Source organism: Sphingomonas sp. GV3 (assembly GCF_031082075.1).
Lineage (GTDB): Bacteria > Pseudomonadota > Alphaproteobacteria > Sphingomonadales > Sphingomonadaceae > Sphingomonas > Sphingomonas beigongshangi.
In genome coordinates, this window is record NZ_JARWLE010000001.1 from 219,222 (window position 1) to 244,853 (window position 25,632).

Here is a 25,632-nt window from a genome sequence, read left to right on the forward strand (position 1 = left end):
CCGCTCACTCGACCCAGGCGGCATCGTCGAGATGGAGCTCGGCGACCGCCCGGCCGCTCCAGTCGTCACGGCGTACGCGGCCGGCCAGCCACAGCCGTCGGTGGGGTGGGGCGGCGAGCAGCGTCTGGCCAAGGGCGGTGTCGGCGGCGCGGAACGCCATGGCCTTGAAACTGCGGCCGTCTTCGCCGGCGACGATGGCGCGCACGTGATTGACGCCCACGCGGTCGACCTTGACCAGGCGCACCGGCCCGGTTGCGATCCGCGGCGCCGGCCATCCCGTGCCATAGGGGCCGCCCGCGTCGAGCGACTCCACCAGCGCGGGCGTGACGCCGCCTGGCGCCACGACGGCGTCGAGCCGCAGCGAGCGTCCCTCCCGCGCGATGGCGACCGCCGCGGCGAGCCGATCCTCCAGGAAATCGGCGAGGGCCTCGATCTTGTCCCCGGCCACCGTCAATCCCGCCGCCATCGCATGACCGCCCCCCGCCAGCAGCAATCCGTGCTCGCGCGCCGCCAGGATGGCCGCGCCGAGATCGACGCCCGTGATCGACCGGCCCGATCCCTTGCCCATACCGTGTTCGTCAAGCGCGATGACGATCGACGGCCGGTCCAGCCTTTCCTTCAACCGCCCGGCAACGATGCCGATGACGCCGGGGTGCCAGCCTTCGCCCGCAACCACGGTCACCATGCGATCGCTGCGCGCGCGCTCCTCTGCGACCACCTGGACATCCGCTTCGATCGTGCGGCGTTCCTCGTTGAGCCGATCCAGTTCGACCGCGATGGCTTGTGCCTCCGCGGCATCGTCGGTGACGAGCAGCCGGACGCCGAGGTCGGCCCGGCCGACGCGACCCCCCGCATTGATCCGTGGCCCGAGGGCAAAGCCCAGGTCCTGGCATGTCGGGGCTCGCGTCAGGCGCGATGCCTCGATCAGCGCGGCGATGCCGACGTTGCGGCGCTGTGCCATGACTTTGAGCCCCTGCGCCACGAACGCGCGGTTCAGCCCGCGCAGCTGGGCGACATCCGCCACGGTTCCCAGTGCGACGAGGTCCAGCAGGTCGAGCAGCCGCGGCTCCGCGCGATCCGCGAAGAAGCCGCGGGCGCGCAACGTCCGGATCAGCGCCGCGCCGAGCAGAAAGCAGACGCCCACCGCGGCAAGGTGACCGTGCGCCGCCGCCTCCGACGCCTCGTCCAGACGGTTCGGATTGACCAGCGCATGCGCGGGCGGCAGCGCCGACAGGCATTTGTGGTGGTCGACGACCACGATGTCGGCAGGTGCAGCGCGCGCCGCCTCCAGCGCCTCGAACGCCTGTGCGCCGCAGTCCACCGTCACGATCAGCGACGCGCCTTCGCCGGCAAGCCGCAGCAGCGCGGCGCCGGAGGGGCCATATCCCTCCATCAGGCGATCGGGAATATAGGGGCGGGCCGTCAATCCCAATGCGCGCAGCAGGCGGATCAGCAGCGCGGCGGATGTGGCGCCATCGACGTCATAATCGCCGAACACCGCCACCTGCTCGCGGCCCTCAACCGCATCGGCGAGCCTGTCCGCGGCGCGGTCCATGTCGCGAAAGATCGAGGGATTGGGCATGAAGCCGCGGATCGACGGCAGGCGATGGGCGTCCAGCGCCTCCCGCGGGCAACCGCGGGCGAGCAGCAATTGCGTGACCAGATCGTCCGTGCCGAAGCCTTCGCGCGCATCGGCGGCGAGGCCGCGCCAATGCCACGGCTGGCCGAGGAAGGACGAGGCAACGCCGAGCGCGAGCGGCGGCCCCGCGGCGCCGACGTCGCCGGCGACGGAATCGGAAGGACGAGGCGGCATCAGTAGCGCGTCCAGCGCCCCTCGCGAAACCATTTCGTGACGACGTACTTCGTCCCCTCCACCACGGCCATCCCCTCGTGGAGGGTCAGCGTGTTGGGGCTGCCGTCGGGATTCATGTTGTTCCACGCCAGCAGCATGCCGGCGCGGGGCGCGACCTTGAACCCCGCCTGGGGGAACCAGGTGGCACCGCCGTCCTGGACGTCGTTGAGGTAGATCATCGCGGTCCAGGTGCGCTGGCCGCCCGACTTCGCCATCGCCGCCCAATAGCTTTCGGTGTCGTGGAAATAATCGTGATGCGCGCGAAACTGCTGCCCGGGCGCGTAGCGCTGTCCCTGCATCGTCTCGCCCTGCTCGGGCGCGATTCCGAGCAGCGCGGCGATCGCCTCGTCGATCGGGCGTATGTCGGGCGACCAGCGATCCATGTCGCAGCTTTCGCTGGTGCGAAAGTCGTCGCCTGCCTTGTCGGACAGGAGGGTCGACGGGCGGCGATTGGCGTCGATGATGCCGATCAGCATCGCGCACTGTGCGGGCGTGAGGAAATCGAGCTGATAATAGGCCTGCACACCGGCCACGCCGGCCGAGACGACGGCCGGATTGTCATCAAGGCGGCGGACGACCTGTTCGCCGATCAGCTGGCGAAGCGGGTTGGCGGCGGAGGCGGAAGGCTTGCGCGCGAACATCTCTGCGGGATGCCGCCGCTCGGCGGCAAAGGCAAGGGGCGGCGGGAGCGCGCGGGGCGGCGATGCGATCGGCCGCTGCCCCGACACGCCGGGTCAGAAGAAGATGTCGTAGACCACGTCGACCACCCGGCCGCTGCGCAAATCGACGAGCAGCGCGTCGTCGTAATAGCGCACCCAGCGATAGGGCCCATAGGCTTCCGGCAGGCGATAGTCCCAGGGATCGTCGATCCAATAGTTCGAACCCCACAGGCCTGAATATAGGGTCGAGCCGATCGAGAAGCGGCGGTACCCATAGCCCCAGCCGGACGGCGCATAATAGTGCGGCAGGCGGTATGCGCCCCGGTTGCTCGCGCGATACCGTCCCCAGTCGTACCGGCGGTCGTCCCGCCAGCCGCGGTTCCACGCGCCGCGATCACCACCGCGTGGACCATCCCAGTTCGGCTGCCGGTTCCAGTCGCCGCCACGCCAGTCGGGGCGCCCGGCGGCGAGCGGCGGGCGGGCGCCGGCGTCGCCGCGGTCCCAGCCGGGCCGGCGATCGCGCCCGGCTGCGCCGTCCTGCGCTCGTTGCGGGCGACCGTCCACCGCCGCCGGCCGGTCGCGCCAGTCCTGACGGCCTTCGGGGCCGGCGCCGCGATCGGGCCGATCGCCGCCGTCCGGCCGGCGCCAGCCGCCACTGCCATTGGGATCGCGCCATCCGCCGCGATCCCCGCCACCGGAGCGGTCGAACCCGCGCTGGGCATCGTTCGGAGCGGGCTGTCGATCGTCACGACGATCCTGCCACGGACGCTCGGCGCGAAAATCCGGACGCGCGCCTTGGAAGCGGCCGGGATCGCCGGGGGCGGGTTGCGGCGCGGGCGTGGGGGGCGCCGCACGGGCGTCGCCGGGCGGGCGGGGACGCTCCGGCCTTCCGTCCCGATCGCCACCCCATGGGCGACCACCATCCTGCGCCTGCGCCTGCGCCGCAGCCGGCATCAGCATCGATGCCGCGAGCAGCGCCTTGATAAAGGTCTTCATTGCCTGCCGTCCTCACTCGCCGGCGCACGAGCCGGCCCCGATCATGCATGATATTTGCATGAGCGCGGGTGTGTCGAAGCTGAATTGCTCCGTCAGCGTTGCGACAGGAAACGGGCGGTCCGGCCGGTCATCTGGACGGCGGAGGCACGAGAGCGGGGACCGCGCGCGCGGCGTCGGCCGGATCGATTCCGGGGCGGGCGCCGGCGGGGATCGTCTCCTCGCCGCGAAGCGCTCGGCCGGCACGCTGCACGGCTTCGATCAGCCGCGGGTAGACGCCGCATCGGCAGATGTTGGGCAACGCCGCCTCGATCGCCTCTTCGCCGGGATCGGGCGTGCGGCGCAGCAGCGCCTGCGCCGCCATGATGATTCCCGGAATGCAGAATCCGCATTGCGGCAGATTGGCGGCGATGAAGGCGAGTTGCAGCGGATGATTGCGCTCGCGCGACAAGCCCTCGATCGTCGTGACATAGCTGCCCTCGATCCGGCCGATCGGCACGGTGCACGCGGCCACCGCGCGTCCGTCGATATCGACGATACAGGCACCGCATTCTCCCGTGCCGCAGCCGTATTTCGCGCCGGTGAGATTGGACGCGTCCCGGAGCGCCCACAGCAGCGGCGTGTCGGGATCGAGCTTGTACTCGACCGGCTGGTTGTTGACCGTGAGGCGCGCCATGACGAACGCCCTAGCCGAAAAGCGGCCGTACGATCCAGCGATGCGCCAACATGCTTGCGTCGCGCGGCGATCTGCGGAAAGCCTCCGCCGTCGCAAGGGCTTCTCGCCAGGTCGGCAGGCGCCCGTCGCGGCAGCTTGCCAGCATGGCACGGGCGTGCTTGTACATCCTGAAACCGATTACATGGGAAGAGAGGGGCCGCGCGCCATATGGCAATCAACGTCACCACCCACCAGCCGGACGGCGCCGCTGCCGGCGACGCCGCCCACGGCTATGACGCACCCGACCTGCGCGTGTTCGTCATCGCGCTGTTCTTCATCTTCGGCGGCATCACCAGTCTCAACGACATCATCATCCCGAAGCTGAAGGAGCTTTTCACGCTCGACCATGCGACGTCGATGCTGGTCCAGTCGGCCTTCTTCCTCGCCTATGCGCTCTTCTCCTTGCCGGCGGCGGCCATCGTGCGGCGCGCGGGTTACATGCGCACCGCGTCGATCGGCCTGGTCACCATGATGGTGGGCTGCCTGCTCTTCATCCCAGCGGCGCAGAGCGCGAAGTTCGAGATGTTCCTGGCGGCGCTGTTCGTGCTGGGCGCGGGCATCACCATCGTCCAGGTCGTCGCCAATCCGCTGATCTCGCTGCTCGGCAAGCCGGAGACGGCGTCGAGCCGCCTGACCTTCGCGCAGGCGTTCAACTCTCTGGGCACCACCATCTTTCCGCGCGTCGGTTCGTCGCTGATCCTGGGCGGCCTCGCCAGCGTCAGCGCCGCCTCGCTGAGCGGCGCCGCGCTCGTCGCCTATCGCCAGGAAGCGTCACAGGCGATCGTCCATACCTATATCGGCCTCGCCGTCGCGCTCGCGATCATCGCGGCCGTGGTCTGGACCCGGCGCAACCGGCTCAACGAGGAACAGGACCAGACGGGCAGCATCCTCCACGCCTTCAGCCTGCTGAAGCGGCCGCGCTTCGCGATGGGCGCGGCCTGCATCTTCCTGTACGTCGGTGCGGAAGTATCGATCGGTTCGGTCATCGTCCTGTACCTGATGCAGTCGTCGGTGTTCGGGATCAGCGACCAGGCCGCGGGCAATTACGTCGCTTATTACTGGGGCGGCGCCCTGGTCGGCCGGTTCATCGGATCCTACGTCCTGACGCGCATCGCGCCCGGCAAGGTGCTGGCGACGGTGGCGACGGGCGCGATCGCGCTGATCCTCGTGTCGGCCAATTCGACCGGTACGCTGGCGGGCTGGACGCTGCTGGCCATCGGCCTCATGAACTCCATCATGTTCCCGACCATCTTCAGTCTCGCCAGCGAGGGGCTGGGCAAGCGCGCGGCGGAAGGATCGGGCGTGATCGCCACCGCGATCGTCGGCGGCGCCATAGTGCCGCCGCTGACCGGGCTGGTTGCCGACGCCAGCGGATCGATGCAATTCTCGCTGATCCTGCCGGCGATCTGCTATGCGATCATCCTCGCCTACGGCCTCTACGCCCGCAAACCGGTGCGCGAGGTCGAGGGCGCCTGACGCCGTTCAGGGCTCGGCGTCGGCCGAGCCCTTTCGCGGCGCGGGCCGGCCGAGCACGAGGCTTGCGTCGGAAAAGCGGATCGGCGTGCGCAGGCCGCGGATCGGTTGCTGGTCCAGCACCATGCCGCGCGCCACGACCTGCGGGTCGGTCAGGGCCTGCTCGACCGTATTGATCGGTCCTGCGGGCACCCCGGCGACCTCGAGCCGGGCCAGCAGATCGTCGCGGCCGAAGGTGCGGGTCCTTTCGGAAATCGCGGCGAACAGCGGCGCCTGGTGGTCCAGCCTGCCGGCATTGGTCCCCCATTCGGGCTGGGGAGACAGCGCCACCACGTCGCAGAAGCGGCGGAACTGCCCGTCGTTCCCGACCGCGAGAATGAACCAGCCGTCGGCGGTCTCGAACACCGCATAGGGCGACACGTTCATATGCGCGTTGCCGACGCGCGGCGGACTGTCCCCGGTCGCGAAGTAATTGGCGGCCTGGTTGGCGAGCACGCCGACCATCGTGTCGAGCAGCGCCATGTCGATATGCTGCCCGCGGCCCGTGCGCGCACGCATCGCCAGTGCCGCTTGGATCGCGATGACGCTGTAGAGGCCGGTGGCGATATCCGCCATCGCGACGCCGATCTTCTGCGGCGCGCCGTCTGGCTCGCCGGTCAGGCTCATCATCCCGCTCATGCCCTGGACGATGTAATCATAGCCCGCGCGGGCGGCATAGGGGCCGTCCTGCCCGAAGCCGGTGATCGAGCAATAGACGAGGCGCGGGTTGAGCGCGGACAGGCTGGCATAGTCGAGGCCGTATTTGGCGAGGCCGCCGACCTTGAAATTCTCGATCAGCACGTCGGATTCGGCGGCCAGCGCCCTGATCCGCGCCTGACCCTCCGCCGTCGTGAAATCGACGACGTGGCTCGTCTTGCCGCGGTTGCAGGCGTGGAAATAGGCGGCGTCGCGGCTGCCGTCGGGATTGGTGACGAACGGCGGGCCCCAGGTGCGGGTGTCGTCGCCGGCGGGCGCTTCGATCTTGGTGACCTCAGCCCCGAGATCGGCGAGCACCTGTCCGGCCCAGGGACCGGCGAGGATGCGGGCGAGCTCGAGGACCCTGAGGCCGGCGAGGGGGGCCGACGCGCAGCCCGCCCCGGAGGGGGAGGGGGCTGGCCCGTCGTCGCTCAAAACGCGGCGATCCCGGTGATGGCGCGGCCGAGGATCAGCGCGTGGACGTCGTGCGCGCCCTCGTAGGTGTTGACCGTCTCCAGGTTCATGACGTGACGCATGACCTGATATTCGCCGGAGATGCCGTTGCCGCCGTGCATGTCGCGCGCGGTGCGGGCGATGTCGAGCGCCTTGCCGACATTGTTGCGCTTGACGATCGAGACCATCTCCGGCGCGAAGCGGCCTTCGTCCATCAGGCGACCGACGCGCAACGAAGCCTGCAGCCCGAGTGCGATCTCGGTCTCCATATCGGCGAGCTTCTTCTGGTACAGCTGGCGCCCGGCGAGCGGCGTGCCGAACTGCTTGCGGTCGAGCCCATATTGCCGCGCGGCGTGGAAGCAGAATTCCGCCGCGCCGAGCGAACCCCAGCTGATCCCGTAGCGCGCCCGGTTGAGACAGCCGAAGGGACCCTTCAGACCCTCCACGTTCGGCAGGAGGGCGTCCTCGCCGACCGCGACCTCGTCCATCATCACCATGCCGGTGATCGACGCGCGCAGGCTGAGCTTGCCCTCGATCTTGGGCGCGGACAGGCCCTTCATGCCCTTTTCGAGCACGAAGCCGCGGATCGCGCCGCCGTGCGCGTCGCTCTTCGCCCAGATGACGAAGACGTCGGCGATCGGGCTGTTCGAAATCCAGGTCTTGGCGCCGGAGATCAGATAGCCGCCTTCGACCTTGGTCGCGCGGGTCGTCATGCCGCCCGGATCGGATCCGGCGTCGGGTTCGGTCAGGCCGAAACAGCCGATCCATTCGCCGCTCGCGAGCCTGGGCAGGTACTTGCGGCGCTGTTCGTCCGATCCATAGGCGTGGATCGGATACATGACGAGGCTCGACTGGACGCTCATCATCGAGCGGTAGCCCGAGTCGATCCGCTCGACCTCGCGGGCGACGAGGCCATAGGCGACATAGCTGGCGCCGACGCCCCCGAATTCCTCCGGGATCGTCGGGCCGAGCAGGCCGAGTTCGCCCATTTCGCGGAAGATCGCCGGGTCGGTGTGCTCGTGCTGGAAGGCCTCGACGATGCGAGGCGCGAGCCGATCCTGCGCATAAGCGCGCGCGGTGTCGCGGATCATGCGTTCGTCTTCGCTTAGCTGCTCGTCGAGCAGGAACGGGTCCGCCCAGTCGAACTTGCCCATGCCGGCCATCGTCTCACTCTCCTTTTGGAGGGTCCGGTACGGCGGTTGCGGCGGGGAGGCAACCACCTTCCCCGCTGGCCGGCGGAAGCGACAGGTCCGTCACAGGCCGAAGCGCAGCGTCGCGCGCAGATCGCGGCCAGCGAGGGGGGCAAAGTCCTTCAGGAAGCTGGAATGCCGCCGGGCGACCACGTCGAAGACGTTGTTGGCCGAGAGCAGCAGACTGGTCCTGCTGTCCGAGCCGAAGGGCTTCAGCGACACCGACGCGTTGACCATCGTATAGGCCGGCGTGCGGGTTTCGAAGGCCGCGATCCGGCCTTGCGCGAAGGCGTGTTCCACCTCGACCCGGCCGCTCAGCCGGTCGCCCTGCGCCTCGATGCCGCCGAGCAGGCGCGCGGGCGGGATGCGCGGCACCGGCCCCTGGTCGACGATCGTCGCGCGGACATAGTCGCCGAGCAGGTCGGCATTGATCGCATAGCCGCCGAGCTGCCCTAGCTTCACCGATCCGTCCGCCTCGAAGCCCCAATAGCGGGCATCGCGCTGTTGATACTGGAAACAGGGCAGGTCGACGACGCGGCCGGACGGCGCGGCTGCCGCGGCGCAGACCGCCTGATCGACCTGGTTTTCAGAGATGTAGTTGGTGAACCAGTTGTAATAGGCCGATGCGTCGAGGCTGAAACCCGGACCGTGCGCGTGCAGCGTCGCCTCGAGCCCCCACGACTTTTCGAGGCGGAAGTCCGGATTGCCGAGCTCATACGCCTGCGTCCCGGCGTGGGCGCCGTTCGCGAACAGCTCCTCCGCCGAGGGCGCGCGCTCCGTGCGCGAACCGTTGAGGCCGATGCGGATCGTGTCGGTCACCGCGTAGGACGCGCCAAGAGACCCCGACACCGCGTCGAAATGACGCTTGCCGGCGAAGAAACGCAGGTCGCCGGCGGGCGTGCGCGCGGCAAGATCGCTCACCTCGTAGCGCAGGCCCCCCTCCGCGCGGAACGGGCCGCTGGCATATTGCTGGAGCGTGAAGAACCCCGTCTGGTTGGTCTCGTTCTTCGGCAGGAAGGCCTCGTCGCCCTTCACGTCGAACTGGCGGTTGAAATACTGGACGCCGCTCGCGCCCTGCCAGCCGCCGCGATTGGCCTGGACCAGTTCCAGCCGCCCTTCGAGCCCGTTGTTGAAGAAGGCGGTGCCGACGCTGCCGTCCTCACCCAGCTCGAAATGGCGATAGGTCGCCTGACCGGCGCGGATGCGGATGCGGTCGAGAAAGCCGCCGCCGGTCTGCACCTCGCCGCGCAGGTCGACGCGGTTCTGGACCACGGACAGGCGCGGCGCCTCCTGAGCCTGGCCGACGGCGGTTGCGTAGCGGATCGGCACCCCATACAGGCTGTCATAATGGCTGTAGCTGACGCCGAGATTGCCGGTGTCGGTGATGATCGATGCGCCCGCACCCGCGGTCCAGGTCTCGGCGGCGGAATTGGGCAAACGGCCGCGCAAGCGTGCGGAGGCGGCGAAGTCGATCGGCTCCTCTGCGTCCGGCTGCGGCAGGCCGACCTGGCTGAGCGCGGCGGCGCGCGCTTGCGGCGAGAGCAGATAGCCGCGCCCGGTCCGCAGATCGTCGGACTTGAGGTACGAACCATCGGCATGGAGAACGAGATGCTCCCCGACCGCGACGTCGCCCGCCGCGCCGGCCGAGCGTTCATTCGCGGCCGACCCGTAATTGGCAATACCGTTCAGGCGATAGCCGTCGCGCGGCACGCTGCGGGGGATGCGGGTGTCGATCACGTTGACGACGCCGCCGACGGCCGACGATCCGAACAACAGGGCGGAGGGCCCGCGGAGCACCTCGACCCGTTCGGCGAGCAACGGGTCGATGATCACCGCGTGATCGACACTTGTGTTGCTGACGTCGATCGAGCCGATGCCGTCGGTCAGCACGCGGACGCGATCGCCCTGGAAGCCGCGGAGGATCGGGCGCGACGCGCTGGGGCCGAATGACGTCGCGGATACGCCCGGCTGACGGGCCAGCGTCTCGCCGATCGTCGGGCGCAGTTCGCGGGTCAGCGCCTCGCCCGACAGCACGGTGGTTCCCTGCAGGACGTCGCGCTCGCTCTGATCGACCGGCGCGGTAACGATGATGTCGCGCCGCTGGTCCTGCTGCGCGGCCTGGTCGGCATTCGGCCCGGTCTGGTCGGCGAGGGGGAGGACGGGCAGCGCGAGCGCGGCGACGCCGGCGAGCAGGATGGGCGTGATCATCGATACTCCAAGCAACTGAACGACGAGTTAGTCGGCGGTCACCTAGACGTCATGTTACATTATATCAAGTCTTGATGAGCGCGACGATCATGCGTCGTCGATCAGGAGGATCGCGACCCTCGCAGTGTCTTCGGTTCGATGCTCGACGTGCAGATCGGCGACGAAGGCGCCGCGTACCGGCAGTTCCGCCTGCGGCAGCGCCGACAGCCAGCACTGGCGATCACTGCCCTCCAGCGCGAGCGTCAGGCGCAGGCGGTGCCCCGCGAAGGTCGCACTCGCCCATAGCTGCTCCTCGTGGCCGATAACCTCGATAGCGACTTGATATGTCTCGGCATTTTGGTGCAGCGCGCGCAGCAACCGTGCGATTGCTCCAATTTGGAAGTTCACAAAAGTCACGGTCGTTGCTCTCCCATGAAGGCGCGGACGCGCGCGGTCAGCGCGGCACGCGGCAGCCGGCCTTCGCGAAGGTCGCGGACCAGCCGCGGGTCGTTGACCGCCAGTCGGCCGAACACGCTGGGCTTCATGCCGTGACGTCGCAGATAGGCGTTGATGTCGGCGAGCAATGTCATCGTCTCCCTCCCGAGTCCGAATCTCGTGTTCTTGAAATGTTCTCTAAAATCCAACTTGTCTAGGAAATTTTCCTACGGTACCGTCCGGGCGTGGAGCGACACGATCCAAGGGCGCGCTTGCGTGCGCTGACGGAGGCGCGCGGCGTCAGCCTGGCGGCGCTGTCGGCGATGCTCGGCCGCAACGCCGCGTACCTCCATCAGTTCGTGACCCGGGGTTCGCCGCGTTCACTGGCGGCGGACGACCGTCGCAGGCTGGCGGATTTCTTCGGCATCGACGAGGCGGAGCTCGGCGCCGAGCCGCCGCGGAATGCCTTCCCGCTGCCCCGGCTGGACGTCGCCGCGTCCGCAGGTCCCGGGTCGCTGGTCGACAACGAGACGCTGCTCGGCACGGCGGCGATCGACCCCGCGCTCGCGCGACATCTCGGCCTGCGCGCCGGCAAGGCGGTGATCGTGCGCGTCCGCGGCGACTCGATGGAGCCCGGGCTCGTCGACGGCGACCTGATCGTCGTCGATCAGGCGAAGACGCGGCCGGACGCGCAGGGCGGCGTCTTCGTCGTCCGCATCGACGGTGCGGTGATGGTCAAGCGGGTGCGGGCAGGGCGGGGTGCGCTGGTCGTGACCAGCGACAATGTCGCCGCGCCACCGCCGCCACCGGGGCCGGTCGAGGTGATCGGTCGCGTCGTCTGGTTGATGCGGGCGCCGCGATAGGCGCCGCGCGAGCGGCGGGTCAGCGACGCCGGTCGCGTAGCCAGATCGCGATCGCGCCGCCGCCGCCGATCGCGAGTCCGGCGAGGAATCCGATCGTCACCTGCCCCTCGACCAATCCGATCACGGCGCCCAGGATCGAACAGACGGCGATGAGGACGCCGCCGGCGGCGGAGGGAGGAGTGTCGGCCATGATGCGGCGTCCTGCCACGTCCCGCCGCGGGACGCCAGTACGGCCGATCCGTCCCGTCGCGGGAAGATGGGGACGCCAGGCGCCGGCCCCGTTTACCATCGAATGCCGCCGCGAGCCGTCGCGGCCCGCGAACTGGCATACAGCTTGTAAGGGTCTAACCTATGTCCGTGCTGCATCCTTTCGCCGATTCCCCCATCCATGTCGTCGACGCCGACCAGGTCACCGAGGCGGCCAGCCTGCTCGCCGATTTCGGGGAACATGCCGCGCTGGAGGCTGCGATCCGCGCAGGCCGGATGCGCGACATCGGCAATCACGTGCATTTCTGCCGCTGGCGGCAGACCGAGCGGCTGATCGAACTTCTCGCGCGCGAGGAAGCGACCGGCACCGTGCACTGATCGGACCCGTCGGCGCACCGGCGATGCTGCCGGGATGATCGGCAGGGGCCGTCCCGAAGATCGCCGCGCAGGATACTGCCAGAGCCGCACCGGTCCCGTCCCGCGCCGGACCGAAGCCCGGGCAACCGACGTCGGGGCTGTCGCGGCGCGTCGCGGGGCGCTACAGACCATGGCATGACGGCGCGCTTTGGGTGGTTCGGGCTGAGCGCGACTGCCGCGATTCTCCTTTCCGGGCAGGCATGTGCGCAGACGGCGCCGCCCGTCGCCGTGCCGCCGACGGACGATCCCGTGCCGCTCGATCCCAATGCACCGCTCGCGCCGATGCCCGACATCGGCGTCGCCTGGCCCGATCTCGGTACCGGGGCGGGCGGACCGGCGGCTGGCGCAGCGGCGGCGACGACGCGAACCGACGATGCGGGGGCGGAGCGGCGCTATGGCTGGCGGATCGACGGCATCGACGCGGTCGAGACGCCGCTGCTGCGCCGCCGCTTCGCGCAATTGTCGACGCTCGACGCCAATGACGGGACCGCCGCCAATGCCGCGCAGCTCGAACGGCGCGCGCGCGAGGATGCCGAACTGTTGACCACCCTGCTGCGCGGCGAGGGCTATTACGATGCGCGCGTCGCGACCCGGATCGAGCCGGGCGACAAGCCGGTCGTTGTGCTGTCGGCGGAGCCGGGGCAGCTCTATCGGTTCAGCGGCGTCACCGTCGCCGGGCTGGCGGGCGCGGGCGCGCAGGCGGCGCCGCTCCGCCAGGCGTTCGGGGTCAAGCCGGACGACCCGGTCAATGCCGATACGGTCGTGGCGGGGCAGGCCAGGCTGAAGACGGATCTGTCACGGCAGGGATTTCCCTTCGCCGAGGTCGGCGCGCCGGAACTGGTCGTCGACCATGCGACGCGGACCGCGACGCTCGATCTTCCCGTCACGACCGGGACCGAGCGGCGGTTCGGCCGGATCGTCGCGCTGCCCGGCAACCGGGTTTTCGGCATGGACCATGTGGCGGAGATCGCGCGCTTCTCTCCCGGCCAGCGCTACGACGCGGCGTCGCTGGACGATCTGCGCCGCGCGCTGATCCAGACCGGCCTTGTCTCGTCGGTAGAGGTGAAGCCGATCGACAGCGCCGCCGATCCCACGACGGTGGACGTCGGGGTCAAGCTGGAGCCGGCGCCGCCGCACACGATCGCGGGCGAGCTGGGCTATGGCACGGGCGAAGGCGCGCGGGCGGAGCTGAGCTGGACGCACCGCAACCTCTTCCCGCCCGAAGGCGGACTGACTCTGCGCAGCGTGCTCGGCACCCAGGAACAGCTCGGCAGCATCGTCTTTCGCCGCAATAATTTCGAGGGTCGCGACCGCGTCCTAACCGCCGAATTCGCCGCGGCGCATACGGTGCGCAACGCCTATGACGCCAAGACCTTCTCGCTGTCGGGCAATCTGGAACGGCAGACCAACATCTTCTTCCAGAAGGCCTGGACCTGGTCTTTCGGCGCGGAACTGCTCGCCTCCGACGAACGCGACGTGATCGCCGCGACCGGGCAGCCGCGGCGGCGCACCTTCTTCATCGGCGCGCTGCCGACCAGCCTCAACTACGACGGTTCGGACGACCTGCTCAACCCGACGCGCGGTTTCCGTCTGGGCGGCCGCGTCAGCCCCGAGCTGTCGCTGCAGGGCGCGGTATTCGGCTATACCCGCGTCCAGCTGGACGGCAGCGCCTATCATCCGCTGACCGACGGCGTCGTGCTGGCGGGCCGGATACGGCTGGGATCGATCCTGGGCGCGCCGCGCGACCAGATCGCGCCGTCGCGGCGCTTCTACGCGGGCGGCGGCGCATCGGTACGCGGCTATGGCTATCAGGCGATCGGTCCGCGCGACGTCAACAACGACCCGATCGGCGGCCGGAGCCTCGCCGAATTTTCGATCGAAACCCGCGTCAGGGTGAAGGGGAATTTCGGCATCGTGCCGTTTCTCGACGGCGGCAACATCTACACCAGCGCGCTGCCGGGGCTGAGCCGCTTCCAATATGGAGCCGGGATCGGCGCGCGTTACTATTCGAACTTCGGCCCGATCCGCCTCGACCTCGGCACGCCGCTCAATCCGCAGAAGGGCGACAGCCGCGTCGCGGTCTACGTGTCGCTGGGGCAGGCGTTTTGAGGCGCGCCTGGCGCTGGATCGCGGGGCTGCTGGCCGCGCTGCTGCTCGTCGTTGGGGTGGCCTTCGTCGTCGTCGACAGCGATGTCGGCCATCGCTGGGTCGCGACGCGGATCGGCACGATCCGCACGGCCAACGGCCTCCGCTTCGCGATCGGGCGGATCGACGGCTCGCTCTACGGGCGCAGCCGGTTGCGCGACGTGCGCGTCTACGATCTTGACGGGCTGCTGGTACAGGCGCCGGAGGCGACGCTCGACTGGCGTCCCTTGGCATGGCTTCGCAACCGGCTCGACATTCGGGCGCTGATCGTACCGCAGGCCACGATGTTCCATGCACCGCGCACGCGACCCGGCGCCAAGGGCGGTCCGGTCCTGCCCGGCTTCGATATCCGCATCGGCCGCCTCGCGGTCGGGCGGCTGATGCTCGCGAAGCCGGTCCTCGGCAGCGCCCGCACCGGTCGGCTCGAGGGGGATGCCGATGTCCGCGACGGTCGCGTGCGCGTCGCCCTCGATGCAGCCGTCGCGGGGACCGACCGCTTGCATGTGCGCATAGACGCGGAACCCGATCGCGACCGCTTCGACCTTGACGTGAAGGTGGCGGGCGCGCGCGGGGGCGTGCTCGCGCGCAGCCTCGCCCGCGGGCGTGCCGTCGCGGTCGCAATCGACGGAGACGGCAGCTGGACGCGCTGGCGCGGCCGGGCGGTCGCGCGGACGGCGGCGGCGCAGATCGCGGACCTGAAGCTCGCCGCCGATGCAGGGCGCTACCGCCTTGGCGGGCGCATCGCGCCCTCGTCGCTGCTCACCGGCAAGGCCCAGAGGCTGACCGCGCCGTCGGTCCGTGTCACGGGCGATGCGACCCTGGTGGCGCGACGTCTCGAGGGGCGGCTGAGCCTCGCCAGTGCGGCGCTGACCGCGAATGCGAGCGGCGGCATCGATCTGGCGGCGTCGGCGTGGCGGGGCGTCCGCATCCGGGCGCGCCTGCTGCGGCCGTCGGCGCTGTTTCCCAATATGAGCGGGCGCGACATCGTCGCCCGCGCGATCCTCGACGGCGGCTTCGCGGCGCCGCGGCTGGACTTCCGCGTCGCCGGTGCGCGGGTCTCGTTCGACCGGACGGGGTTCGAATCGGTCTATCTGGCCGGCGGCGGGCGGCTCGGTGCGAGGCCCGCGCGCCTCGTCGCGCGCTTCGCCGCCCGCCAGGTGACCGGCATCGGTGCCGTCGCTGGGGGGATCCTGCGAAACCTGTCGGTCGACGGACCCCTGCTGGTCACGTCGCGGCTGCTGCGCGGCGACGCGCTGAGGCTGCGGTCCGACCGGCTGCAGGGGCGGATCATGCTGGCGCTCGACCTGACCAACGGCCGCTACGAGGTCGGGCTGGTCGGCGCGCTGGGCCGCTACCTGATCCCCGGACTGGGCGTGGTGGACGTGCGGTCGTCGCTCCGCGTCGTCCCCGGGCCGGGCGGACACGGCACCCGGGTCGTCGGGCGGGGCAGCGCGGACGTGCTGCGGCTCGACAACGCCTTTTTCCGCACGCTTGCGGGGGGGCTGCCGCATCTGACCAGCGCGATCGAGCGGACCCCCGACGGTATCCTGCATTTCACCGACCTGCGGCTGTCGTCGCCGCTGCTGCAACTGCGTGGCACGGGGTACCGCCGTCGCGACGGCAGCTTCCATGTCGAGGCAAGCGGCCGTCACCAACGCTACGGCCCCGTCCAGCTCAAGCTGGACGGCAGGATCGAACGGCCTGCGATCGACCTGCTGCTCCAGTCGCCGGCACCGGCGCTCGGCCTGGCGAACGTCCGGGCCCATCTCGATCCCACGCCCGACGGCTTCACCTTCGGCGCCAACGGCGGATCACGGCTCGGGGCCTTCGCGACACATGGTGCAATCCTGCTCCCCAAGGGCGGACAGGCCGCGATCGACATCGGTGACCTGACGATCGGCGCGACCGTGGCGCGGGGACGGCTGACCATCGTGCCCGGCGGCTTCGACGGTCGCCTCTCGGTCGCCGGCGGCGGATTGGACGGGGTCCTGCACTTCCGTCCCGTCGGTGACAATCAGGGCATCGCCGCGACGCTGGACGCACGCGACGCGCGGTTCGCGGGTGCGACGCTCCGCCGCGGGCACCTGGAGGCGAACCTCGTCCTCGATCCCGCCGGCACGACGATCGACGCGACGGCGACCGGGCAGGGCCTGCGACAGGGGCGGCTCGTCCTCGCCCGCTTTGCCGGCAATGCGCAGCTGCGCGGCGGCACGGGCACGATCAAGGGAACGCTCGCGGGGTCGCGGGGCCGTGGCTTCGACATCCACCTGTCCGCCGACGTCGCGCCCGACCGCTATGCGATCGCCGCGGAAGGCAGCGTGGACCGGCGCCCCTTGCGGCTGCTGTCGCCGGCGGTGCTGACGCGCGACGGCGACGCATGGTCGCTCGCCCCGACCCGGCTGAGCTTCGCGGGGGGGACGGCCAGCATCGGCGGACGCTTCGCCGCGCGGGCGATCACGCTGGATGCGACGCTGTCGGCGATGCCGCTCGCGATCCTCGACATCGGCTATCCAGGGCTGGGACTCAGCGGCCAGGCGTCGGGATCGCTGCGCTACGCCGACGGCGCGGACGGGCCGCCTACGGGCCGCGCCGACCTGACCATCCGCGGCCTCAGCCGCGCCGGCCTGGTATTGTCGTCTCGACCGATCGACGTCGGGTTCGCCGCCGCCCTGTCCGCCGACCGGCTGGGCGTGCGCGCGGTGATGGCGGCCGACGGTCGGACGATCGGGCGGGCACAGGCGCTGGTGAAGCCGCTCGGCAGCGGCGATCTGCTGACGCGCGTGACGCATGCGCCGCTGTTCGCGCAACTACGCTATCAGGGGCCGGCCGACACGTTGTGGCGGCTGACGGGCGTCGAACTGTTCGACCTTTCGGGGCCCGTCGCGATCGGCGCCGATGTCGGCGGCAGCCTTGTCGCGCCGTCGATCCGCGGCGCGATGCAGGCCAATGGTGCGCGCATCGAAAGCACGACGACGGGCACGGTGCTGACCGGCGTGCAGGCGGCGGGTCGCTTCGCCGGGTCACGGCTGCGCATCGACCGCTTCGCCGCGGATGCCGGCAAGGGCGGGCGCGTCACCGGCACCGGCAGTTTCGACTTTGGTACCGGCCACGGCGTCGGCCTCGATCTCACTTTGCAGGCGGATCATGCGGTGATGATCGCGCGCGACGATATCGGCGCGACCGTCACGGGCCCGCTGACCTTCACGTCGGACGGCAGGGGCGGGCGGATCGCCGGCGAGGTCGTGCTGAACCGCAGCCGATACCGGCTGGGGCAGGCCAGCGCAGCGGCGGCCCTGCCGCAGCTCAACATCCGCGAGATCAACCTGCCGGGCGGCGGCGGGGACGAGGACGAGGCGCCGTCGACACCGTGGACGCTCGCGATCAAGGCGCATGCCCCTGGCAGCATGCTCGTCAGCGGCCTGGGTCTGTCGAGCGAATGGGGAGCGGACCTGACGATCGGCGGCCAGCCGAACAATCCGGCGATCACGGGGCAGGCGACGCTGATCCGCGGAGACTATGAGTTCGCGGGGCGCGAATTCACCCTGCAGCGCGGCATCATCCGCTTCGGCGGCGAGGTGCCGGCGAACCCCGCGCTCGATATCGCGGCGGATGCGAACACGACCGGCCTCAATGCCTCGATCCGGGTAACGGGAACCGCGCTGAAGCCCGAGATCGGCTTCACCAGCACCCCCGCGCTGCCGCAGGACGAGCTGCTGTCGCGTCTGTTGTTCGGCACCTCGATCACCAATCTGTCGGCGCCCGAGGCGTTACAGCTCGCCGCCGCGGTGGCGGCGTTGCAGAACGGCGGCAACGGGCTCAACCCGATCAACGCGGTGCGCCGCGCGGCGGGTCTAGACCGGCTGCGCATCCTGCCCGCCGATCGCCAGACGGGGCAGGGTACGTCGATCGCGGCGGGCAAATATGTGACGCGGCGATTCTATGCCGAGATCGTCACCGACGGGCAGGGCTATTCCGCGACCCAGGTGGAATTCCAAGTGACGCGCTGGCTGTCGCTGCTGTCGAGCATCTCGACGCTGGGCCGGCAGAGCGTGAACGTGCGCGTGTCGAAGGATTATTGAGCGATACCGGCGACGAGGATGCGCAGCGCCGCCTCGTCGCCGGCCGCGTCGCGCGGCTGTCGCCCGTCGAGCGCCAGTGTGGCGAGGCCATGCACCAGCCCCCAGCACGCGAGCGTCGCCGCTTCGGCCGCCGCGGCATTGTTCACCATGCCGGCGACCCGCTGCGAGAGCACGGTGAAGCCGCTGGCCTTGCAGGCCGCGTCGATCGTCGCCTCGGCGGGGCCGGCGAACATCAGCCGGAACAGCGCCGGGCGGGCACACGCGAAGGCGATGTAAGCCAGTCCCTGCGCGATCAGCGCCTCGCGCGGTGATCCTGCCGCATCCGCCTCCAGCAGCCGCTCGCGCAGCAAGGCATAACCGCGTTCGGCCGCCGCGCCGAGCAGCGCCGCCTTGTCGGCGAAATGCCGGTAGGGTGCCATGGCGGAAACGCCCGCGGCGCGCGCCACCGCCCGCAGGCTGAGATCGCCTGTTCCCGCCTCGAGCAGTTCGAGCGCCGCGTCGACGAGGGTGGTGCGCAGGCCATTGTCCGCTGGATTCATGTTTACACCGTAAACGTCAGATGGCAGTTTACGTTGTAAACGAGATGGAGACTCGAAATGCAAGTGCAGCGAACGACCGTCGACCTGACCGCCTATCCCGATCTGATGGTGGTCATGCTGGGATTCCGGCTGCGCGGCCTGCGCGCCATTCCGGCGATGATGGCGATCGGCAAGGGGCTGGGCGAGATCGCGCGGCGGCACCCCGATGGCCTGTTGCATCACGAAGGCTTCCTGTTCGGGTGGAATCACGTCGGCATACGCCAATATTGGCGCGATCCGGCCGCACTCGCCGCCTTCACGCGCAGCGAACCCCACGGCGGATGGTGGCGCAGCTTCCTGCGCGATCCGAAACAGGCGGGTTTCTGGCATGAAGCGTACAGCATGCGCGGCGGGATGGAGGCGATCTACGTCAACATGCCCGACGGCACCGGCATCGGCATGACGGGATTCGCACCCGCGCACGACGCCGGCGGCGCCTTCATGACCGCCGCCGGACGGATGGCGGCGGCGCGGGGCTGAAGGATCAGGCGGGTTCGCTGATGATCGTCTTCACCTCCATGAAGTCGGCGATGCCGTATTTGCCGCCCTCGCGGCCGTTGCCCGACTGCTTGTAGCCGCCGAAGGGGGCGCCGGGCGCGGGGGACCAGCTGTTGATCGTGACTAGCCCGGCGCGCAGCCGCGGCGCGACCTGCGCCGCCGCGGCGGGATCGCCGGAGATGGCGGCGGACAGCCCGTAGTCGGTGTCGTTGGCGAGCCGTACGCCCTCGTCCAGGTCGCGGTAGCGCGTGATCGTCGCGACCGGGCCGAACGTCTCCTCGCGTGCGATGCGCATGTCGGGCGTCACGTCCGCGAACAGCGTCGGGCGGATGTAATAGCCCGCGTTGCGCCCGTCGGGACGGCCAGGGCCACCGGCAACCAAAGTCGCGCCTTCGTCGATCGCGGACTGGATCAGCCCCTGGATCTTGTCGAATTGCGCCTTGTTGACGACCGGGCCGATATGCGCGCCCGCCTCCGCGGGATCGCCGACCGCGACGCCGTCGAAGATCGCCTTGGCGATCCCGGTCGCCTCCGCCACTTGGCTGTCGTGGACGAGCAGGCGGGTCGGCGCGATGCAGCTCTGCCCGGAGTTGGCCAGCACGCCCTGCAGCGTCGGCGGCAGCGTGGCGGCGAGGTCTGCCCCCTCCAGCACGAGGTTCGGCGCCTTGCCGCCCAATTCCTGGTGCACGCGCTTGACCGTCGCCGCGGCAGCCTGCGCCACGGCGATACCGGCACGCGTGGAGCCGGTGAAGCTGACCATGTCGACGTCGCGGTGCCGCGACAGCGCCGCGCCGACCCCCGGCCCATCGCCGTTGACGAGGTTGAACACGCCCGCCGGCACCCCCGCCTCGTGCAGGATGTCGGCAAGGATCATCGCGCAGCGGGGCGCTTCCTCCGACGGTTTCAGCACCATCGTGTCGCCCGCCGCGAGCGCCGGCGCGACCTTCGCGCAGATCTGGTTGAGGGGCCAGTTCCATGGCGTGATCATCGCGACGACGCCCAGCGGTTCGTGCACCACGCGCGCCTTGCCGATCCGCTCCTCGAACGGAAAGGCACGCAGCGCCTTGGCGGTGGCTAGAAAATGGCCGAGGCCGGCGGGAACCTGGCCGCCCGCGGCAAAGGCGATGGGCGCGCCCATCTCCTCGCTGATCGCCTTGGCGAGATCCGCCGTGCGCGCCTTCATGCCATCCGCGATCCGGTCGAGCAGCGCGGCGCGCGTCTCGACGTCCGTCCGCGCATAATCGTCGAAGGCGCGGCGCGCGGCGGCCACGGCGCGGTCGACATCCGCCTCGCTGCCCAAAGTGATCTCCGTCACGGGCTGTTCGGTGGCGGGATCGATCACCGCATGCGGACGGCCGCCGTCGCTATCGACCCAGACGCCGTCGATGAAATGCTGAAGATGCCGGTGCATGTCTCTCTCCCGATCGGTTATCCCGGTCAGACTGATCGTCGGCGAGACGGGTTGCAACCGGAAACGGGCGCGGACGTTCGCGGCTCGCGATCACCGGAAGAAAGGCAGGGATATGGAACGCGTCGCACGCATCGACCGCACCGGCGGACCCGAGGTGATCCAGTGGATCGATGTCGACCTGCCACCGCCCGCGGCGGGCGAGGTACGCATGCGGCATCGCGCCGTCGGCCTGAACTATATCGACACCTATCATCGCAGCGGCGTCTATCCGGTGGAATTGCCGGCCGGACTGGGCAGCGAAGCCGCCGGCATCGTCGAGGCGGTGGGCGAGGGCGTGCAGGGGTTCGCGGTGGGCGATCGCGTCGCCACCTTCGGTCCGGCGCGCGGCGCCTATGCGACCGCGCGCAACCTGCCGGCGGCGCAGCTTATCCACCTTCCCGAGGAGGTCGACGACCGTACCGCCGCCGCCCTGATGCTGAAGGGCTGCACGGTCGAATGCCTGGTCGAACGTTGCGCGCGCGTCCAACCCGACCAGACCGTGCTGGTCTGGGCGGCGGCCGGCGGAGTCGGTCAGCTGCTCACCGGATGGCTCAAGGCGATCGGTGCCAAGGTGATCGGTGTCGCTGGCTCGCCGGACAAGATGGCGCATGCCCGCGCCGCGGGCGCGGACCATGTCCTCGACCATCGGCACGAGGATATCGCTGCGCGTGTCCGCGAATTGACGGAGGGGAAGGGCGTCGCGGTCGTGTTCGACGGCGTTGGCCAGGCGAGCTGGGACGCGTCGCTCGCGGCGGCGGCACGGCGCGGGCTGATCGTCAGCTACGGCAATGCCGGCGGCGCCGTGACCGGCGTCCAGCTGGCGACGCTGGCCGCCAAGGGATCGCTGTTCGTCACGCGGCCGACGCTGTTCGATTATTACGTCACCCTCGAAGAGCGGCAACACGGCGTCGGCCGCGTCTTCGCGATGCTGCGCCAGGGTGCGATCCGCCCGCAGATTGGCCAGACCTTCCCCCTGGAGCGCGCCGCCGACGCGCACCGCGCGCTGGAGGCCGGTGAAACGCGCGGCAGCACCGTCCTGTTGCCATAGGCAGGCGGCTGCCGCCTTCCGCCCCGCACCTGCCGCGCGGGGGCAGGGGGTGAGCGGGCCTGAGGCGAGCGGGCGGGGCGGGCGTCCGGTCCGTCGCGGTCGTTATTGTTGCGCCGCCGTCTTGATCCGATCCGGGCGAAGCGGGCATGGAGGGCGCCGGAGTTCCTGATCGATGTCGCAAGCCCCCATCTTCTATGACGCCAGCGGCCGGCGCAAACGTCGCTTCACGTTCGCGATCATCGCGTTCGTGCTGCTGGTCGTGCTGGCCGTGGCGGTCTTTGTGACGTCGATCGGGGCGGTGCCGGCCGCGCCGCTGCTGCCCGTGCAGGCGGAGCGGGCGACGTTGCGCAAGCTGCCGCCGCCGCACGGCTTCCTCGGCAGGACCGAACGGAGCGTCGACTATTGGGCGCGTCGCCTGTTCGGGCAGGCGGGCGGCAAGGCGACGGGCAATGGAAACCCGTCGCTGGCGATCGGCTTCTATACCCCCTGGGATCAGTCGAGCACCGCCAGCCTTTCGCGCCACATCGACCAGCTCGACTGGGTGATCCCCGGCTGGATCTCGATCACCGGCCGCGACCACCACATCACGGTGTTCCGCGACACGGCAGGGCGCGAGGTGATCAATCACGCCGCCCGCAGGCCGATCGTGACGCCGATGGTGCAGAACGTGCTCAACGGCGAATGGGACGGCCCCGGGATCGCGGCGATGCTCGCCGATCCGAAGGCTCGCGGCGCCTTCCTCGACAAGCTCGTGCCCTGGCTCGCCCAGAACAACACCACGGGCGTCTTTTTCGATTTCGAGGAACTTCCGGCGTCGGCGCACGCCAATTATCGCGCCTTCCTGGCGGAAACGCAGCGCCGGTTCGCCCCGCGCGGGTGGACGGTGTCCATCGCCGCGCAGCTCGGCAATCCCGAATGGGATCTGCCCGCTTATGCCAAGGTGACCGACAAGATCTTCCTGATGGCCTATGACGAGCACGAGGTGAGCGGGCCGCCGGGACCGATCGCATCGCAGCAATGGTTCGCCCGCACGGTGGCCGATTCGGCGCGCGGCATTCCCAAGTCCAAGCTGGTCGTCGCCTTCGCCTCCTATGCCTATGACTGGCATGATGGCAGCGGCGACGCGCTCGACGTCGAGGAGGCCTGGCAGAATGCCTCCGACAGCGGCACGCGGCCCGCCTATGACCGGGCCAGCGGCAATACGAGCTTCGCCTATATGGAAGGCAACAGCCGGCACATCGTCTGGCTCGCCGACGCCGCCTCCGCCTATGACCAGTTGCTGCTGCTGCAGCGAGCCGGGGTGCGCAGCGTCGCGCTGTGGCGCCTCGGTTCCGAGGACCCGGGGGTCTGGTCGATCTTCGGGCGGACGCATCGCCAGTTGCCGGTGCCCTCCGCGATCAACGCGGTGCCGGCGGGCACCAATGTCGACATCGAAGGCAATGGCGAGATCCTGAAGATCGCCGCCGAGCCCGTCGCCGGCGCACGACGCGCGATCGCCGGACCTGACGGCCGCATCGCAGACGTGATCTTCGACCGGATGCCGTCGCCCTATGTCGTGGAACGGACCGGCTATCGGCCCGGGCTGCTCGCGCTGACGTTCGACGACGGTCCCGACCCGAAATGGACGCCGCAGATCCTCGACGTGCTGAAGCGGGAACATGCGCCCGGCACCTTCTTCATGGTGGGCGAGAACGCGCTGACGCAGCGATCCCTGCTGCTGCGCATGATCTCCGAGGGGCATGAGATCGGCAGCCACACCTATACCCATCCCAATCTGGCGACGGTCGGACCGGCGCAGGTGCGCTTCGAGCTCAATGCCAACCAGCGGCTGTTCCAGGCGTTCACCGGCCGGTCGCTGCGGCTCTTCCGTGCACCGTATTTCGGCGACGCGGAGCCGAGCACCGCAGACGAGATCGCGCCCGCGCTGATGGCGCAGCGCCGCGGCTATATCTCCGTCGGCCTCCACGTCGACCCGGACGACTGGAAGCGGCCGGGCACGCAGGAGATCATCGACCGCACCATCGACAAGATCGTCAACGGACCCAAGGTGTGCGACGACGAGTCCGACGCGAACTGCAGCCGCAACATCATCCTGTTGCACGACGCGGGCGGCAACCGGCAGGAGACCGTGGAGGCGTTGCCCGTGATCATCGAGCGTCTGCGCGCGCTCGGCTACCATTTCGTGCCGGTCTCCACACTCGCCGGCCTGTCGCGCAACCAGTCGATGCCGCCGATCTCGGCGAGCGATCAACTCGCGGCCCGCGCCGACCTCGCGCTGTTCTCGACGCTGGGCGGGCTGGTCATCGCGCTGCGCTGGCTGTTCGGCATCGCCATCACCGTCGGCATCCTGCGCGCGGTCACCTTGTCCGCGCTGGCACTGATCCAGGCGCGGCGCGAGGGACGCGAGGTCTTCCCGCCGATCGACCCGGCGCGCTTCGTCACGGTGATGATCCCCGCCTATAACGAGGAACGCGTGATCGAGCGCGCGGTGCGCGGCGTGCTGGCCTCCACGGACGTCGAGATCGAGGTGATCGTCATCGACGACGGGTCGAAGGATGCGACCAGCGCGATCGTCGCCCAGGCGTTCGGCGACGATCCCCGCGTAAGGCTGCTGACGCTCGAGAACGGCGGCAAGGCACGGGCGCTCAACCGCGGCCTGGAGCTGGCCCGCGGCGAGATCGTCATCGCTCTCGACGCCGATACCCAGTTCGAGCCTGCGACCATCGCGCGGCTTGCCCGCTGGTTCGGCGATCCGGCGCTCGGCGCCGTCGCGGGCAATGCGAAGGTCGGCAACCGCGTCAACGTCGTCACCAAGTGGCAGGCGCTCGAATATATCACCGCGCAGAATCTGGAACGGCGCGCGCTTGCTCGGCTCGATGCGATCACGGTCGTGCCCGGCGCGGTCGGCGCCTGGCGCCTCGCGGCGATCCGCAGCGTCGGCGGCTATCCCGACGATACGCTGGCGGAGGATCAAGACCTGACGATCGCGATCCAGCGTGCGGGGTGGAAGGTACGGTACGATCAATATGCCGTCGCCTGGACCGAAGCGCCCGAGAGCTTCCGCGCTCTGGCCAAGCAGCGCTTCCGCTGGGCTTATGGCACGCTGCAGTGCCTATGGAAGCATCGCAGCGCAATCGGCGGCTCGCGCCCGCGCGGGCTCGGCTGGATCGGTCTGCCGCAGGCGATCGTGTTCCAGGTGCTGCTCGCGGCCATCTCCCCAATCATCGATCTGGCGCTGCTGGTCAGCTTCGTCTTCACCTGGTTCGACGTGCAGGCGCACGGCTGGGCGCAGACCAGCCACGACATCTACACGATGCTGACCTTCTGGGCGGTCTTCACGACGATCGACCTGCTCGCCGCCACGATCGCCTTTGCGCTGGAACGGCGCGAGCGGTGGCGGCTGCTGTGGCTGTTGATCCCGCAGCGCGTCGGCTATCGTCAGGTGATGTACTATGTCGTGCTGAAGGCGATCGCCCAGGCATTGCGCGGGCCGATGGTCGGCTGGGGCAAGCTCCAGCGCACCGGGCGAGTGCAGGCGACGCGCTAACGTGCGATCCGGCAAAGCTGGATCGGCTTGGTACCGGCCGGAACCAGCCTCGACGGATCGCAGGCGGGTAAAGCGCCGCTTCGCCGCGCATCAAACGGAAACGTGTTG

Annotated in this window: 20 protein-coding genes; 8 read left to right on the top strand and 12 right to left on the bottom strand. The window is 69.8% G+C overall.

Translation table 11 applies throughout. The annotated features are described in order from the left end of the window. Positions 1–4 precede the first annotated feature (4 nt). The 4 genes from recJ to RF701_RS01085 form a co-directional block, all read right to left on the bottom strand. Positions 5–1,813 (bottom strand): single-stranded-DNA-specific exonuclease RecJ, encoded by a 1,809-nt coding sequence (gene recJ, locus RF701_RS01070; protein ID WP_308813789.1) that lies wholly within the window; start codon positions 1,811–1,813, stop codon positions 5–7. Continuing rightward, the gene (locus RF701_RS01075) at positions 1,813–2,493 is read right to left on the bottom strand and encodes a 2OG-Fe(II) oxygenase (RefSeq protein ID WP_210358667.1); all 681 of its coding nucleotides are present in this window, start codon (positions 2,491–2,493) and stop codon (positions 1,813–1,815) included. Before RF701_RS01075 ends, recJ begins: the two co-directional genes overlap by 1 nt. 93 nt (positions 2,494–2,586) lie before the next feature. Continuing rightward, on the bottom strand, positions 2,587–3,507 hold the full coding sequence (locus RF701_RS01080; protein ID WP_308813790.1) for an RcnB family protein: 921 nt from the start codon (positions 3,505–3,507) through the stop codon (positions 2,587–2,589). A 127-nt stretch (positions 3,508–3,634) separates the two neighbouring features. Beyond that, positions 3,635–4,180, bottom strand: coding sequence for a 2Fe-2S iron-sulfur cluster-binding protein (locus RF701_RS01085; RefSeq protein ID WP_308813791.1), 546 nt, complete (start codon positions 4,178–4,180; stop codon positions 3,635–3,637). A 207-nt stretch (positions 4,181–4,387) separates the two neighbouring features. On the opposite strand from RF701_RS01085, the gene RF701_RS01090 reads away from it, so the two are divergent. Beyond that, positions 4,388–5,695 carry a sugar MFS transporter gene (locus RF701_RS01090; RefSeq protein WP_210358670.1) on the top strand — a complete coding sequence of 436 codons (1,308 nt, stop codon included), beginning with the start codon at positions 4,388–4,390 and terminating at the stop codon, positions 5,693–5,695. Between the two features lie 6 nt (positions 5,696–5,701). Here RF701_RS01090 and RF701_RS01095 read toward each other — a convergent pair whose 3' ends face one another. The 5 genes from RF701_RS01095 to RF701_RS01115 form a co-directional block, all read right to left on the bottom strand. After that, positions 5,702–6,862: a CaiB/BaiF CoA-transferase family protein gene (locus tag RF701_RS01095; RefSeq protein ID WP_308813792.1), complete on the bottom strand. Its 1,161-nt coding sequence runs from the start codon at positions 6,860–6,862 to the stop codon at positions 5,702–5,704. After that, positions 6,859–8,043, bottom strand: a complete 1,185-nt coding sequence (locus RF701_RS01100) for an acyl-CoA dehydrogenase (protein WP_308813793.1) — start codon at positions 8,041–8,043, stop codon at positions 6,859–6,861. Before RF701_RS01100 ends, RF701_RS01095 begins: the two co-directional genes overlap by 4 nt. A 90-nt stretch (positions 8,044–8,133) precedes the next feature. Then, entirely contained in the window at positions 8,134–10,278 is a 2,145-nt protein-coding gene (locus RF701_RS01105; protein WP_308813794.1) for a TonB-dependent receptor domain-containing protein, read from the bottom strand. A gap of 87 nt (positions 10,279–10,365) precedes the next feature. Further along, entirely contained in the window at positions 10,366–10,674 is a 309-nt protein-coding gene (locus RF701_RS01110) for a hypothetical protein (RefSeq protein WP_308813795.1), read from the bottom strand. Further along, a complete protein-coding gene (locus RF701_RS01115; RefSeq protein ID WP_203311198.1) occupies positions 10,671–10,847 on the bottom strand; it encodes a hypothetical protein in 177 nt (58 codons plus the stop codon). The genes RF701_RS01110 and RF701_RS01115 overlap by 4 nt, the downstream gene beginning before the upstream one ends. Positions 10,848–10,964: 117 nt before the next feature. Here RF701_RS01115 and RF701_RS01120 point away from each other — a divergent pair, with 117 nt between their 5' ends. Next, complete coding sequence (locus RF701_RS01120) at positions 10,965–11,555, top strand: S24 family peptidase (RefSeq protein ID WP_308813796.1); 591 nt, start codon at positions 10,965–10,967, stop codon at positions 11,553–11,555. Between the two features lie 19 nt (positions 11,556–11,574). Here RF701_RS01120 and RF701_RS01125 read toward each other — a convergent pair whose 3' ends face one another. Continuing rightward, on the bottom strand, positions 11,575–11,745 hold the full coding sequence (locus RF701_RS01125; protein WP_203311196.1) for a hypothetical protein: 171 nt from the start codon (positions 11,743–11,745) through the stop codon (positions 11,575–11,577). 161 nt (positions 11,746–11,906) lie between these two features. Between RF701_RS01125 and RF701_RS01130 the strand changes: the two genes are divergently transcribed. The 3 genes from RF701_RS01130 to RF701_RS01140 all read left to right on the top strand — a co-directional run bounded on the left by RF701_RS01130 (position 11,907) and on the right by RF701_RS01140 (position 18,403). Next, complete coding sequence (locus tag RF701_RS01130) at positions 11,907–12,140, top strand: hypothetical protein (RefSeq protein WP_238941145.1); 234 nt, start codon at positions 11,907–11,909, stop codon at positions 12,138–12,140. A gap of 174 nt (positions 12,141–12,314) precedes the next feature. Continuing rightward, positions 12,315–14,288 carry an autotransporter assembly complex family protein gene (locus RF701_RS01135; RefSeq protein ID WP_308813797.1) on the top strand — a complete coding sequence of 658 codons (1,974 nt, stop codon included), beginning with the start codon at positions 12,315–12,317 and terminating at the stop codon, positions 14,286–14,288. Next, a complete protein-coding gene (locus tag RF701_RS01140) occupies positions 14,285–18,403 on the top strand; it encodes a translocation/assembly module TamB domain-containing protein (protein WP_308813799.1) in 4,119 nt (1,372 codons plus the stop codon). The genes RF701_RS01135 and RF701_RS01140 overlap by 4 nt, the downstream gene beginning before the upstream one ends. Here RF701_RS01140 and RF701_RS01145 read toward each other — a convergent pair. Further along, complete coding sequence (locus RF701_RS01145) at positions 18,397–18,942, bottom strand: TetR/AcrR family transcriptional regulator (protein WP_308813800.1); 546 nt, start codon at positions 18,940–18,942, stop codon at positions 18,397–18,399. The genes RF701_RS01140 and RF701_RS01145 overlap by 7 nt on opposite strands. A 57-nt stretch (positions 18,943–18,999) precedes the next feature. Between RF701_RS01145 and RF701_RS01150 the strand changes: the two genes are divergently transcribed. Further along, a complete protein-coding gene (locus RF701_RS01150; protein ID WP_308813801.1) occupies positions 19,000–19,461 on the top strand; it encodes a monooxygenase family protein in 462 nt (153 codons plus the stop codon). 4 nt (positions 19,462–19,465) lie between these two features. On the opposite strand, the gene RF701_RS01155 is transcribed toward RF701_RS01150, so the two are convergent. After that, on the bottom strand, positions 19,466–20,890 hold the full coding sequence (locus RF701_RS01155; RefSeq protein ID WP_308813802.1) for an aldehyde dehydrogenase family protein: 1,425 nt from the start codon (positions 20,888–20,890) through the stop codon (positions 19,466–19,468). Between the two features lie 112 nt (positions 20,891–21,002). Here RF701_RS01155 and RF701_RS01160 point away from each other — a divergent pair, with 112 nt between their 5' ends. Together RF701_RS01160 and RF701_RS01165 are read left to right on the top strand one after the other, a co-directional pair. After that, the gene (locus RF701_RS01160; RefSeq protein ID WP_308813804.1) at positions 21,003–21,977 is read left to right on the top strand and encodes a quinone oxidoreductase; all 975 of its coding nucleotides are present in this window, start codon (positions 21,003–21,005) and stop codon (positions 21,975–21,977) included. 172 nt (positions 21,978–22,149) lie between these two features. Beyond that, entirely contained in the window at positions 22,150–25,524 is a 3,375-nt protein-coding gene (locus RF701_RS01165) for a glycosyltransferase (protein ID WP_308813805.1), read from the top strand. The last annotated feature ends 108 nt before the right edge of the window (positions 25,525–25,632 follow it).

Bases quoted from the DNA above. Each gene is read 5' to 3' on its own strand.
- recJ (WP_308813789.1), bottom strand. From the start codon at position 1,813: ATGCCGCCTCGTCCTTCCGATTCCGTCGCCGGCGACGTCGGCGCCGCG.
- RF701_RS01075 (WP_210358667.1), bottom strand. From the start codon at position 2,493: ATGTTCGCGCGCAAGCCTTCCGCCTCCGCCGCCAACCCGCTTCGCCAG.
- RF701_RS01080 (WP_308813790.1), bottom strand. From the start codon at position 3,507: ATGAAGACCTTTATCAAGGCGCTGCTCGCGGCATCGATGCTGATGCCG.
- RF701_RS01085 (WP_308813791.1), bottom strand. From the start codon at position 4,180: ATGGCGCGCCTCACGGTCAACAACCAGCCGGTCGAGTACAAGCTCGAT.
- RF701_RS01090 (WP_210358670.1), top strand. From the start codon at position 4,388: ATGGCAATCAACGTCACCACCCACCAGCCGGACGGCGCCGCTGCCGGC.
- RF701_RS01100 (WP_308813793.1), bottom strand. From the start codon at position 8,043: ATGGCCGGCATGGGCAAGTTCGACTGGGCGGACCCGTTCCTGCTCGAC.
- RF701_RS01105 (WP_308813794.1), bottom strand. From the start codon at position 10,278: ATGATCACGCCCATCCTGCTCGCCGGCGTCGCCGCGCTCGCGCTGCCC.
- RF701_RS01115 (WP_203311198.1), bottom strand. From the start codon at position 10,847: ATGACATTGCTCGCCGACATCAACGCCTATCTGCGACGTCACGGCATG.
- RF701_RS01125 (WP_203311196.1), bottom strand. From the start codon at position 11,745: ATGGCCGACACTCCTCCCTCCGCCGCCGGCGGCGTCCTCATCGCCGTC.
- RF701_RS01130 (WP_238941145.1), top strand. From the start codon at position 11,907: ATGTCCGTGCTGCATCCTTTCGCCGATTCCCCCATCCATGTCGTCGAC.
- RF701_RS01135 (WP_308813797.1), top strand. From the start codon at position 12,315: ATGACGGCGCGCTTTGGGTGGTTCGGGCTGAGCGCGACTGCCGCGATT.
- RF701_RS01145 (WP_308813800.1), bottom strand. From the start codon at position 18,942: ATGAATCCAGCGGACAATGGCCTGCGCACCACCCTCGTCGACGCGGCG.
- RF701_RS01150 (WP_308813801.1), top strand. From the start codon at position 19,000: ATGCAAGTGCAGCGAACGACCGTCGACCTGACCGCCTATCCCGATCTG.
- RF701_RS01155 (WP_308813802.1), bottom strand. From the start codon at position 20,890: ATGCACCGGCATCTTCAGCATTTCATCGACGGCGTCTGGGTCGATAGC.
- RF701_RS01160 (WP_308813804.1), top strand. From the start codon at position 21,003: ATGGAACGCGTCGCACGCATCGACCGCACCGGCGGACCCGAGGTGATC.
- RF701_RS01165 (WP_308813805.1), top strand. From the start codon at position 22,150: ATGTCGCAAGCCCCCATCTTCTATGACGCCAGCGGCCGGCGCAAACGT.